Genomic DNA, 12590 nt, shown 5'->3' with positions numbered 1-12590 from the left:
TGATTAACCTCTTGCGTCACAATGGTTTTGATTCCCTCACCAGAGCAATACGGCATTGCGCCCATGATATTAAATTACTTTTTTCCTTTTTAGAATGAAACAGTCCTGCCTTTCCAAGGGGGGATTAAGGGGGGTAATTGATTTTTATATGCGTCTTCATATTAAATTGGTCTTACCCTACTTTCATCTGTGGTTAATCAATCTTGAATTTGCACCATCCCATCCAACAAACCATCAGAAATTATTACACCATTACTTGCAGCAATCTTTTCCACAGCGTCCAATTCATTTAGATTAATTACTGGCAATAAATAGTCATATAACTGCATTGCTTGTAAACAACTATTCATTCCCGATACTGCTGTGTTATAACTTTCTATTTTTTGTTCCACAGCACTTAGCAAGCGGCGATTCTGCAAAATTTTCTCTTCGGCTTCGTGTTGTAAAGTCTGTTCTAAATAAACACGCGCTTGGGGGTATTGTTGGAGAATATCATCGGCTTGTTGTTCCGCCATTGGTAACAATTGGGTTTTTAGAATTTGATTGATAGTTTGGCGGAAAGATGTCCGAATGGTATAGGAAACTTTTGGTTCAAAATCTAACTTTAACAATTGCCGAATTGCTGGTTCAGCTTCAATCATACTTTCACAGTCATAACTTTGGGATGTTTGCTGCAAAGTTTGACGAAATTGATAGATAGAAAAAGTGCCTTCATCATAAAATCTCGGACTTTCGCGCACGAAGCGATCGCATTCTACACTAGCAGCACTTACTAAAGCTAATGTTACCTGTTTTTCGATGGCTTTGATGTTTTGTTCAATCCCACCATCATTCCCCAATAAACGATATAACTGACGATAATATTCGGTTTTGCGAATTGTCTCAATTAAGCGTTGAAAGAAATTAGCAACTAATTGTTCAGAGGAATTAACTAAAATATCTTCCAACTGATTGGATAAATAATAAAATGCCTCGACTAAAATCGCCAGCAATGGCGCAGTTGCATTCCGTAAATGACTCAGAGTTGCACGGCGATAAGCTTCAGCCACAGAAAAGGTATCTAGCAATTCATCTAAACGCCGAATCATCCGTGATTGTAATTGACGGAAATCAGCTTCAAAGATTTCAGAACCATTATTAATGACTTGGTTGATTTCTGCGATAATATGTTGATTAAAATCTTTGCCAATTTCCTGGAGTTGTTGGTTGAGTCGCTGTAATTCCTGCGACTTCATCGCCTCAATTTCTCTTGGTTGACTGTCTAAATCTCGGTAAACTGACTGATAAGTTTTTTTCAGTTTAATACAAATACCTTCCAAATCATCAGCCAGATTTTGAAACAGCATCGGACGCTTTTCTTCTGTGAGATAGCGGGTAATAGCTGTGCGAAATTCTTCAATACCACTATCGAGAATTAGCTGATTAATTAAAGGTATACCTTGTTCAGCTAAAATCCGCGAATAATTTTGATTGGGAGTTTCAAATCCATTCAGAGAAATGCGAAAATTAGTGTAGGAAAGCTTACCAGAAGTCACACAATAGTTATTAAATGCGTAGACAAACTGTGGTGTTTCTTCTTCTCCATTCAAGCCTTTTACACTTTCCGCAAAGATAGAATCTAAACCAAACCTGTTCTGTATACTTGTCTGTTTAATCTGACTGCCATAAAAACCAAGTAAACCACTGGTTTTATAAACTCTGCTGGTATCACGAAACTGACTGCTAATTAAATCATCCAATCGCTGCCTTAATTGGGTATTGTACCAAGTTTCGTCGATGCGGTTGAAGACATAAAAGACGCGATCGCGGATTCCGCTATTTCCCCGCATTGTTTCTAAAAGCAGCGTTTCTTCTTTTGTCATGTCACCAGCCGATGCAGGTTTCAGCACGCATACCACTGCTGAAGTATCGGGATGTTGAATTTTAGCGTAAGTTAACTGTGCATCCTTTTCTACAGGAGCATCAATTCCTGGTGTATCAATAATAACGTTGCCATCTTCCAGCAAAGGATGATTGCAATAATATTCAATTCGCTTTAAAACAGCACTATTACTTCCGCGTCTTGCATATCCAGCAGCTTCTTTTAAATTGGAAAAATTAAATGTTTCCATTGAATAAGTCGCATTATTAACTGTATGAATATGCTCACGGTTCGCTTCATAACCTGCTAACAATAAAATTAATGCCTTAGCTTGTTTTGCACGTTCCGAACGACTTTCGCCACCTTCCTGTTGTAGAATTAAGTCACAGCCTTGATTGAGCAAATTAATTACTTCAGCTTGATTGATATTTACTGCGGTTGTAAATCCTATTTGCTGACATAAATAACTGGCTTGTTCTCTAATTTCCGATTCACTTAAAAAAGTTAGTACGACTCTTTCTTTATCTAGTTCTGCATATTCAATTTTGCATTCTGTCCCTGTGGCGTGACCTTCTGCACTATACAGTAATTCTCTTTCCAGGAGGGCATTAATTAGCATAGATTTACCTGCACTAAACGCACCCGCAAACACAATTTCAAACTTCGGAGAAATAGCCTTGCCTAAAGAAGTTTGTACAGGTGTGATATCCTGAGAACGTAAAGCAGGTTCTTGCTGGAAAAGTTGTAAGATTAATTCAACTTGCTCTTTTAAATTTGCACATTGAATCGGCAGGCTAGTCATTTTTAATACCCTGAAGATTACATATATATTAATAATGATTAAATCTGTAAAACCTCAGTAAATCTACTTGCATATAAGTCACTGGACAAATCATCTCCCGACTAATTTAAGAAGTCGCAGCGATGGTAACCAGAGATGAATCCTAAATAGAGAAATCCTGGTTAATTTCCTAATTTACTTGTGTATTTATAGAGTAGGAAAGTAGCCTTACCTCAATTACTGATATGAGTTCTATCCTGACCTCTGTACTCTGTTTTCCTAAATAATTTTGTTTGATATTTTAAATGAATGTATCAACTCTCTAAATTTAGCTTGATCAAAAAGAAGCCTCTCGCCTACCCGGAACGGGAGGCGATGAGATGAATTTTTGGGCGACGACGAGTTGACCTCCGACCATTATCAACCGCTAGGTTGATTAGGGAGTGGGGTCGAGGAGGAGTCGCCAATCTTGATACTTGGCATTCTATCAATCCAGTCCTCAACTAACTGAGTAACTGTTTTTTCTCTAGATTCTGCATAAGATTTAAGCTTGTCGTATCTTCTCTGAGAAAGCCTAATTCTGATAGATTTTTCCTTCACGATGTATCACTGTTATGGATACATATATGATAATATATAGGTGGTCATTGACCCGCCCACACGGCTGTAAACAAAACGAAGTAGCGGTACGACGCTTGCGGAGGTAACTAGCGTGAGTAAGGGGGAAGGGAATTTGCCACTGGAACGCATAGGCACACTCCATGTAGATTCTCGGATTAACAATTAAACTGCCTGCGGGAGGCGGGCGGCTACCTGGGTTCTGGCTCTCGCCCTGAGCGTAGTCGAAGGGTTGACCAGATAAAGGGGGGAACCCCAGAGATGCTACATAAGACTCGGAGCGTTTTTGGTAACGCACATTGTTTAACAATGTTCCTAACAGAGCAGTGGCAAGCGAGACAGGAAGCCTACAGTGTACCGAAGGTCGCTGTAGGTACTTCACTACCTTCACTTTGAGCTATGAATAAACTCTACCTAAAGAGAGATGAAAGAAAGAGCATCTTGGGATAATTCGTAGCAGTTTTTGTTGGTGAAATCAACATCAGCTTTTGACACTGAAGCGGAAATACCCCAGTAATTTTAACTCTGAGTAATAACTTAACTTAACATTTGGTATTTAAATTTAAACGAGCGCGGCAGGGCTCGAACCTGCGGCCGATTGCTTAGAAGGCAATTGCTCTATCCACTGAGCTACGCGCCCAAGACAAAATAGTGGCTTTTATGAGAGCCATCAATACAATTATATCGTTATTGCCCCTAAGAAGCAATCAAAAATTGCAGATTTGCGATAGCAAGGCTAAGATGCTAGTCGAACAAAGCAAATCAGTTATTGATTAGCTATATTGAGTGGTCAAGGCGAGTTATTTGCATTTTAGTGGAGATATCCTTTGGGTAGCTTACACTAGGGTGGCTAAAGAGCGATCGCGCCACTGACCTGAAACACTTACTAAGTAATCGCACTCTTGGCGATGTTACTAAATCAGATTATAGATCGCATATCCACAAAGCCCCTGTGAGGAGTGATTTTAGCGTGCCATGTTTATTCTCAAACGGCAGGATGTTGAAATATCAAGCATTCAGCACCCAAAAAGGGATCAGCAAGTGCCGATCCTCCATTATCAGGGGCAAACCTTTCGGTTGATTAGTTTGTTTAAAGCTAATCAAGAAGAAGAAGCTCGCGCCTTGTGGAGAGATTTGACAGATAATCGCGGTAAAGCTTGTGTCTTACTAGAAGAGCCAGATCGTTTTAGCATCTGGGGTAAAATCCGCTTAGAACAGCTAGATAGTGATACTGGTGGTCATGGTAAGACAGACATACTGATTCAAGCTAGTATCTTGCTATTACAAGCGGTACATCTAGACATTGAAGAGTTTTTAGGCGCTCGTCAATTAACATTATTTGAAAAAGATATGGGGGAAGTTTTTCGACAGCAGAAATTTCCTGAAGCTTCTTCCCCCGAATCTGTTAAGCATTTAGTCACCATAGATCCCTTAGAAGATACCAAACTTCCAGCTTGGCAAGAAAATCATGTAACTACGTTTTTACAGGAACTGCACAAGCTAGGGAAAACTTATTTTGGTAATGCCAACTTTGCCAATAAAGTAGCCGATAGGTTACAGGATATGGCAGAAGGCGAGCGATCGCTATTTATTTCCTGGCTCAACCAATCTTCCCTCAATAAACTCTGGCAATAGCCAGCAAAAGCATGAATTATGAAGTATGAAGCCTGAAAAACTCACTTATACCCTGAATTATTGCAAAAAAAGCTTTTCTGCTTCCATAGCAACCAAGGCACATACCCATAAATTCTCACTTTATCCTTCAGACTTCAAACTTCCAACCTTCCAGCGTGCATATACATAGTCAATCCCTATGAGTAGCTCTTACAACAATTCTCTGCGTTCTAAATCTATATTCAGTAATCGTAATATTATCTTGGCCGGAATTACCTGGGCGGTAGCGGCACTATTATATTTTTTGCTATTTAGTGCTAAAATTCCAGGAGCCAACGGCGAAGAAAGTCGTGCCGAGTGGTATGTAATTGGCACAAATATTTTTGAAGCGTTAGCTTACTTGGGTGCTGGTATTTTATGCTTAAGGAATTGGCGTAGCCCCCAAATCGTCAGTAGTCGAAATGTGTGGTTGGCAATTGCCATTGGTATGCTTTCTTATTTCCTGGGAGGGATATTTTTTGGCTATACAGAAATAGTTTTAAAAAAAGAACCGGATGTATCCATTGGCGATGTATTTTTTGTATTGACTTATATTTCCCTGGGCGTAGGCATGATTTTAGCTGTGGCATCAAGACGCATTAATCTCGAAAAATGGCAATGGCTGATTGTCGCTGCCATAGGAGTGTTTGGTAGTTTGGTGGCATGGTGGATTTCAATGCAACCAAAAACAACAACAGAAATACCAACAGGACTACTAGCCACAATTTTGAATTGGTTTTACATCGTGAGCGATGTATTGTTGCTGATTATTGCGACAACCTTACTCTTAGCTTTTTGGGGTGGACGAGTAGCTCAATCTTGGCGAATGATTGCAGCGGCCGCATTTTCGCTTTACATTGCAGATATGTGGTTTAAATTCGCTCAAGGGGATAATTATCAAAGTGGAGACATATTAGAAGTGTTTTGGGTATTTAGTGGAGTGTTATTTGGTATGGGCGCAGTCCTAGAACATGACGCATCATTGAGCCGGACTCGCCGGGAGCGTGGACGTAAACGAACTTAGATTTGGTGTCTACCGTGAGAAAACTAACAGAATCAGATAAACAAGAAATTCTTAAGTTATATCGAGAAACTGCTGAAACGACCTCGACTTTAGCAGAACGTTATGACGTGAGCAACTCAACCATCAGTCGTCTGCTCAAAAGTACCTTACCAGAGGATGAGTACGAATACTTAGTTTCGTTGAAACGCGCGGCTCGGACTCCTGAAGGTAGGGCGCAGGTAAATTATGAGCAGTTGCCTTTGCTGGTACCAAAAGAGCCAGAAATTGAACCTCCTCAGAGCGAAAGCAAGCCTATAGAATTGCCCAAGCTCAAGTCACAAGAGCCAGTCATTGAAGCAGCATTAGAACCAGAAGATGATGAAGACTCAAATTCTGGTATTAGAAGAGTGCGGCGGCGTTCCTCGGCAACTACAGAAAAACCAAAGCCAAAATTGGTGAAAAAAGCCGACATTGCGCCAGAACCACCACCAGAAATTGCCAGCATTCCTAGCCCAATACTGGATGAGGAACGTCCCAAAGTTGTGGCTTTTGCCGATATTCTGGGCGAAGAACTGCTCGATGAGTCTGAAGATTTAGATGATCTAGACGATGATTTAGATGATGACGATTTAGATGATGATGATTACGAGGAGGATGACGATTACTTTGATGAGCCAAGACCGTTAGTTACAAGACGCAGGTTAGGTGAAGCACCAGTCCAAGTTTTACCATTGTCGGCGGCGAATTTACCGAGAACTTGTTATTTGGTAATTGACCGTTCCGCCGAGCTAATTACCAGACCACTCAAGGATTTTGGTGATTTAGGGCAAATTCCAACTCTGGAAACTCAGCAGCGCACTTTGCCGATATTTGATAACCATCGCGTAGCCAAACGTTTCTCGACAAAGCGCGATCGCGTGATTAAAGTTCCTGATAGTAGAATGCTACACAAGGCACGGACTCACCTCCAAGCTAAAGGCATCACCCGCCTGTTAATTGATGGTCAAGTCTACTCTTTGTCTACGGTTCAATAAGTTAGGAAGGGGAACCAGGTAAAGAAAACTGCTTCTAAACTATTGCCTGTCCCCTTCTCAATTACCAGAATAAACAGCAGCAGCAAAACGTGTTGCTAGACTAACAATGTCATCTTTACGGGCAATTTGGTTAATCCATTCCTGGGGGATACTGTCTACACCGTAGTAAATTCCAGCTAACCCACCAGTAACTGCTGCGGTGGTATCTGTATCTCCACCTAAATTTACAGCCTTAAGTACTGCCTCAGCGTAGGATGAGCTATTTAACAAACACCATATAGATGCCTCCAAAGTATCAATCACATAGCCGCCAGAATTAATCTCTTCAACTGGTAGCTTGGCAATTTCACCACCTAATACCCTAGCGAAATAAGGCTTTTCTAAAAGATATTCATCAGCAGAATAAAGGGATTGGATTTTATCTAAACCTTGTAGATAAGCAGCTTGAAGATTAGCTCCTTTTAGCAGTTCCGCCGCAATACTAATATAGATACCACATGCCATTTGCGATCGCACATGAGCATGAGTAATACAAGAAACTTGATGCACCCGCGAAATCAATTCGGGGAAATCTAAGGCTTTATGGCAATAAGCAATCGGCAAAATCCTCATCAAAGAACCATTGCCATTACTATTTTCATTAGTACCCCCTGCTTTCAAGGGCGGAGTTCCTTGTTTCCAATTGACAATTGCCAGAAATGTGGTGTTACCAATGTCAAATACTTCGCCTTGAGGTGTCCAGTAACCTTCGTTGTACCAGCGCCAAAAGGAACTCGCTATAGTATCTAGAGAAAATCCCCCACAAAGGCTGTCTGCCAAACAAAACGTCAGTGAACTATCATCTGACCAAGTGCCAGGGGGAACATCCCAAGTTCCATAGCCCAGCATTGATGTAACTGGAGATTTCACACGTTCAGCGCGGCTGGTAAACTCTACTGGCACACCCAAGGCATCACCGACACATAAACCCATTAAGCCAGACAAAACCTTTGCAGAGGTTAGCATTATTCAACAAGTATGGGGAACGTTTCAATAAATAATTTTACTTTTGAAAAGTCCCTATTAACTACTGGGTACTATCATTGGCTGTAAACAGCAGCAGTAAAACGCTTCGCTAAATTCACAATGTCTTGTTTGCGAGCAACTTGATTTACCCAAAGTTGAGGTATGCCCTCAATACCATAGTAAATTCCCGCTAACCCACCGGTGACAGCCGCAGTTGTATCTGTATGTCCGCCCAAATTTACAGCTTTTAACACTGCTTCTGCATAGGATGAGCTATTTAATAAACACCATAACGATGCTTCCAGGGTTTCAATGACATAGCCACCAGATTTAATCTCTTCAATTGGTAAGCTGGCAATGTCACCACTGAATACTCTAGCAAAATGGGGCATTTCTTCCAGAAATTGGGGTGCAGAATAAATAGGTTGAATTTTTTCTAAGCCTTGAGCGTAAGCTGTGGGTAAATTAGCGCCTTGCAGCAGTTCAATGGCGATACTAGTATAAATGCCGCAGGCCATTTGCGATCGCACATGAGCATGGGTAATACAAGACACCTGATGCACCCGCGAAATCAATTCCGGGAAATCTAAGGTTTGATGGCAATAAGCCATCGGTAAAGTTCTCATCAAAGAACCATTACCATTACTCATCTCGCTCGTTCCCCCAGCCTCTAAAGGTGGAACCCCTTGATTAATTCGCATAATAGCCGCATGAGTACTTTGTCCGATGCCAAATATTTCCCCTCTGGGAGTCCAGTAAGCTTGCTTATACCACCGCCAAAAAGACAAAGCTATGGCATCCAAAGAATACCCTCGACAAAGGCTTTCTGCCAAGCAAAATGTTAGGGAACTATCATCAGACCAAGTTCCCGGCGGTTGATGCCATGTGCCGTAACCCAGCATCTTCGTGACAGGGAATTTCATACGTTCAGCGCGGCTTGTAAACTCCACAGGCACACCCAAGGCATCACCGACACATAAACCCATCAAACCAGACAATGTTTGTGTAGCGGTTTGCATTATGCCATCTCCACGAAAATTGCCAAAATTTCACAGCCAGAACACAAGCAGCCCAATATCCATAAATCACACTCAACCCTGATAATCGCCTCTGGGTACTGAATTCTGCTGAATTTACTTTATATATTTCTGCCATAGCTTATTGCTATTACTGCTACAAGCAATTATTAGGCATTAGGAGAAATTACAAAATTATCAATTTTGATTGCATCAGTCATGTAAGAAAAAATTAACTTTTCTTTCGTTTCTGTGCCAGTTTTTTAAGCGACTACTCGCAAAAGTTCCGGTTGAAATAAATCTTGCTGCGAATATTGGCAAATTTTATGCAAGCTAAAATAGTAAATCTACTATCAGCTTTTGGGCATCAATCGTAACAACCTTTTTCTAGAGATTAAAAATTATTCGGAACTTTCGTACACAATTTACGACCTAGTAAATAACAGTAAAAAATCACAAAATTGAACAAAATTATGAAAGGTTTACTTCGGTCGTTCGTAGCAATTTCAGCATTGTCTTCTTTAGTTATTGCACCTTTGATGATGAATGCAGGACAAGCTGCGGCTCAAGATAAAAAAGGAACTGATGCTAGTTACATTGGTGCTGGTGTGGCAGCAGGCGTGACTAATGGCGGACTCAACAACGATGCAGCTAACGTTGGTGGTAATCTCACAGGTAGAGTCAAATTAGGCAGCCTTCCAGTTTCTGCACGGGGTAATGTGCTTTGGAGTGATAAGACGAGTGCTATCATCCCAGAACTTTCCGTAGACGTGCCTATTGCTAATAGAACTAATGCTTATGTCACTGGTGGTTATTCTTTTGTTGAAAAAGATGGTTCACCCAGTCCTTTAGGTAATAGAGATGCTGTGGTGGTGGGTGCTGGTGTCGAATCAGAAGTGGCAAATAATTTCTTGATTTACACAAATGCCAAAGTTGGACTACGAGCTTATCAAGATAGTCCGGCTTCTGCTGTTAGCATCAACGGTGGTATTGGCTATCGTTTTAAATAACTATAGGAATATGGTTTGATTCCTGAATCTAGTTGTGTAAGCAGAGAGTAGGGAATGGGGCGTAGGGAGTAGGAAAGAAGCCTGCTCTGGGTGTACTGATTTTTTTCCCAAATCAAATATGAATCCTATAACTCTCTCGGAAGTGAGAAGTTAATTTTTCAATAGATGTAATCTTGGTGAGCAATTCTAACATTTACAAATGTTAGAAAATAAAGATTTATTAGCTATCAACTCATACTTAAGGATGTTGGGATAATTCCAGTTCAACATGGTGAATGTTGTTGTTGAACTTTGCAGGTTGAGGGAATATCAGACTTTATCCGTAAAAGTCAGCGAAAACCAACAAACTTAAAGTTGATTTATACCACCTACTTCTATATGCTGGTTTTGTTAAGTGTAAAACTATCGACAAAGCCGGCTTTTCGCCGTGTTACAATTGTCGTATTCCTCATATTTCCGACCGAATTACCGGGAATCACTGAGCCAAAAACTTAGTCTTGGGTTTCATCCCTGCTTTATTGAGAATACTATACAACTCTCATGGTTAAATCTGCTCCTCCACCACTTGCCAACCGTAAGCCCTCAAAAGTAGAAGGCATCAAAGAAAATAGTAATTTTTTGCGTGAACCTGTAGCAACGCAGATCCTTGAGGATACGACTCACTTTAGTGAAGACGCGATCCAAATCCTCAAGTTTCATGGCTCCTACCAGCAGGATAACCGCGATAATCGCGTCAAGGGGCAGGAGAAAGATTACCAATTTATGCTGCGGACAAAGAACCCAGGGGGGTTTGTACCGCCGCAATTATATTTGGCTTTAGATAAGCTGGCTGATGAATATGGCAACTACACATTAAGGGCTACCACTCGTCAAGGTTTCCAAGTGCATGGCATCTTAAAGAAAAATCTCAAGGCTGCCATTGCGACTATTGTTAAAAATCTAGGTTCGACTTTGGGCGCTTGTGGAGATATTAACCGCAACGTTATGGCTCCACCAGTACCTTTCAAAAATCGTGCTGATTATCAGTATGCTTGGGAATATGCCCAAAATATTGCTGACTTGCTGTCTCCTCAAACTGGTGCATATTACGAAATTTGGCTAGATGGCGAAAAAGCTATCAGTGCAGAAGAAAATCCAGAGGTGAAAGCAGCGCGGCAAAGTAATGGTAGCGGCACAACTTTTACTGACAGTGAAGAACCTCTGTATGGTACTTACTACATGCCACGCAAATTCAAAGTTAGCGTGACAGTACCGGGGGATAATTCTATTGATTTATATTCCCAAGATTTGACTTTGGTAGTTATTACCAATGCTCAAGGCGAACTAGAAGGATTTAATGTCTTTGCTGGTGGCGGTTTAGGCAGAACCCACAATAAAGAAGAAACATTTGCCAGGTTAGCAGACCCGATTTGCTATGTAGATAAAGCAGATGTTTACGAAATTGTCAAGGCAATTGTGGCGACTCAGAGAGATTATGGCGATCGCACTGACCGCCGCCATGCTCGTTTAAAATACTTAATCAATGATTGGGGTGTAGATAAATTCCGCGCCAAAGTTGAGGAATATTTTGGTAAATCAGTCGCCCCCTTTAAACCACTGCCAGAATTTAAGTATGAAGATTTCCTTGGTTGGCAAGAACAAGGCGATGGCAAGTTATTTTTAGGTATCTCCATCGACAATGGGCGGGTAAAAGATGAAGGTTCGTTGCAACTCAAAACCGCATTGCGGGAAATTGTCGAACAGTTTCACCTACCTATCCGCTTAACACCCCACCAAAACCTGATTTTCTGCGACATTGCCCCAAAAAATCAAGCAGCCATTCAAGAAATTCTCGACCGTTGCGGTGTTGTCTCTGACCCCGGTAAAATTGAACCACTGTTCCGCTATGCAATGGCTTGTCCAGCTTTGCCTACCTGCGGCTTGGCTATTACCGAATCAGAACGAGCAATACCAGGAATTTTAGAACGAGTCCGGGCGTTATTAGATAAAGTTGGTTTACCAGAAGAGCATTTTGTCATCAGAATGACAGGTTGTCCTAATGGTTGCGCTCGTCCTTACATGGCAGAATTAGGTTTTGTTGGTAGTGCGCCAGAATCTTATCAAGTTTGGTTGGGCGGTTCACCACATCAAACAAGATTAGCTCAACCAATAGTCGAAAAGTTGCACCACAATGACATTGAAAGCTTTTTAGAGCCGATTTTTGTTTTCTTCAAGAAATCACGCCAAGCAGAAGAAAGCTTTGGTGATTTTTGCTCACGGGTTGGTTTTGATGCTATTCGGGAATTTTCAGCACAGTATCAGCCGGAAACTGTTGCCGTCACCACAGCAGAAACTTCAGCACCAGCTAAAAAGAAAGCTGCACCCAGCCGCTCCCGTCCCCGCATTAGCCTTTATGATGAGGTTTACAGCAAGTTGAAGGAAACTGCTACCAGTCAAGGTAAATCAATGACAGAAATCGTCAATGAAGCCTTGAAAATTTACTTGCAGATAGATAAGTAACTAGGACTTACGCACCAAAATTGTCTGTGGAGATTGGGTGTAAGGGTGAAGGGGTATGGGGTGTAGGTATTTTGAATACCTACACCCCTACGGAGAGGTCAAAATTCACA

At 41.3% G+C, this 12590-nt stretch carries 9 protein-coding genes and 1 tRNA gene; 5 read left to right on the top strand and 5 right to left on the bottom strand.

Annotated features, from left to right (window positions below; all coding sequences use genetic code 11):
• Nucleotides 1–197 precede the first annotated feature (197 nt).
• Both H6G79_RS20590 and H6G79_RS20585 read right to left on the bottom strand, forming a co-directional pair.
• Nucleotides 198–2663, bottom strand: coding sequence for a dynamin-like GTPase family protein (locus H6G79_RS20590; RefSeq protein WP_190591454.1), 2466 nt, complete (start codon nucleotides 2661–2663; stop codon nucleotides 198–200).
• Between the two features lie 1164 nt (nucleotides 2664–3827).
• Nucleotides 3828–3900: transfer RNA gene (locus tag H6G79_RS20585), tRNA-Arg, on the bottom strand.
• Nucleotides 3901–4235: 335 nt separating this feature from the next.
• On the opposite strand from H6G79_RS20585, the gene H6G79_RS20580 reads away from it, so the two are divergent.
• The 3 genes from H6G79_RS20580 (at nucleotide 4236) to H6G79_RS20570 (ending at nucleotide 6950) form a co-directional block, all read left to right on the top strand.
• A complete protein-coding gene (locus H6G79_RS20580) occupies nucleotides 4236–4895 on the top strand; it encodes an Npun_F0813 family protein (RefSeq protein ID WP_190591453.1) in 660 nt (219 codons plus the stop codon).
• Nucleotides 4896–5073: 178 nt separating this feature from the next.
• Nucleotides 5074–5937 carry a hypothetical protein gene (locus H6G79_RS20575; RefSeq protein ID WP_190591452.1) on the top strand — a complete coding sequence of 288 codons (864 nt, stop codon included), beginning with the start codon at nucleotides 5074–5076 and terminating at the stop codon, nucleotides 5935–5937.
• Between the two features lie 14 nt (nucleotides 5938–5951).
• A complete protein-coding gene (locus H6G79_RS20570) occupies nucleotides 5952–6950 on the top strand; it encodes a transposase (RefSeq protein WP_190591451.1) in 999 nt (332 codons plus the stop codon).
• 57 nt (nucleotides 6951–7007) lie between these two features.
• On the opposite strand, the gene H6G79_RS20565 is transcribed toward H6G79_RS20570, so the two are convergent.
• From H6G79_RS20565 to H6G79_RS20555, 3 genes are all read right to left on the bottom strand, one after another.
• Entirely contained in the window at nucleotides 7008–7955 is a 948-nt protein-coding gene (locus H6G79_RS20565; protein ID WP_190591450.1) for an ADP-ribosylglycohydrolase family protein, read from the bottom strand.
• Nucleotides 7956–8029: 74 nt separating this feature from the next.
• On the bottom strand, nucleotides 8030–8974 hold the full coding sequence (locus tag H6G79_RS20560) for an ADP-ribosylglycohydrolase family protein (RefSeq protein WP_190591449.1): 945 nt from the start codon (nucleotides 8972–8974) through the stop codon (nucleotides 8030–8032).
• Nucleotides 8922–9110, bottom strand: a complete 189-nt coding sequence (locus H6G79_RS20555; RefSeq protein WP_190591448.1) for a hypothetical protein — start codon at nucleotides 9108–9110, stop codon at nucleotides 8922–8924. The genes H6G79_RS20560 and H6G79_RS20555 overlap by 53 nt, the downstream gene beginning before the upstream one ends.
• A gap of 334 nt (nucleotides 9111–9444) precedes the next feature.
• Here H6G79_RS20555 and H6G79_RS20550 point away from each other — a divergent pair, with 334 nt between their 5' ends.
• The gene (locus tag H6G79_RS20550) at nucleotides 9445–9981 is read left to right on the top strand and encodes an outer membrane beta-barrel protein (protein WP_190591447.1); all 537 of its coding nucleotides are present in this window, start codon (nucleotides 9445–9447) and stop codon (nucleotides 9979–9981) included.
• Nucleotides 9982–10521: 540 nt separating this feature from the next.
• Nucleotides 10522–12480, top strand: a complete 1959-nt coding sequence (gene sir / locus H6G79_RS20545) for a sulfite reductase, ferredoxin dependent (protein ID WP_190591446.1) — start codon at nucleotides 10522–10524, stop codon at nucleotides 12478–12480.
• Nucleotides 12481–12590: the final 110 nt, after the last annotated feature.

The sequence above is a fragment of the Anabaena sp. FACHB-83 genome (genome assembly GCF_014697485.1).
Classification (GTDB): domain Bacteria; phylum Cyanobacteriota; class Cyanobacteriia; order Cyanobacteriales; family Nostocaceae; genus Nostoc_B.
This window is presented reverse-complemented; position numbering and strand designations above follow the sequence as displayed.

Bases quoted from the DNA above. Each gene is read 5' to 3' on its own strand.
- H6G79_RS20590 (WP_190591454.1), bottom strand. From the start codon at position 2,663: ATGACTAGCCTGCCGATTCAATGTGCAAATTTAAAAGAGCAAGTTGAA.
- H6G79_RS20580 (WP_190591453.1), top strand. From the start codon at position 4,236: ATGTTTATTCTCAAACGGCAGGATGTTGAAATATCAAGCATTCAGCAC.
- H6G79_RS20575 (WP_190591452.1), top strand. From the start codon at position 5,074: ATGAGTAGCTCTTACAACAATTCTCTGCGTTCTAAATCTATATTCAGT.
- H6G79_RS20565 (WP_190591450.1), bottom strand. From the start codon at position 7,955: ATGCTAACCTCTGCAAAGGTTTTGTCTGGCTTAATGGGTTTATGTGTC.
- H6G79_RS20560 (WP_190591449.1), bottom strand. From the start codon at position 8,974: ATGCAAACCGCTACACAAACATTGTCTGGTTTGATGGGTTTATGTGTC.
- H6G79_RS20555 (WP_190591448.1), bottom strand. From the start codon at position 9,110: ATGGCAGAAATATATAAAGTAAATTCAGCAGAATTCAGTACCCAGAGG.
- H6G79_RS20550 (WP_190591447.1), top strand. From the start codon at position 9,445: ATGAAAGGTTTACTTCGGTCGTTCGTAGCAATTTCAGCATTGTCTTCT.
- sir (WP_190591446.1), top strand. From the start codon at position 10,522: ATGGTTAAATCTGCTCCTCCACCACTTGCCAACCGTAAGCCCTCAAAA.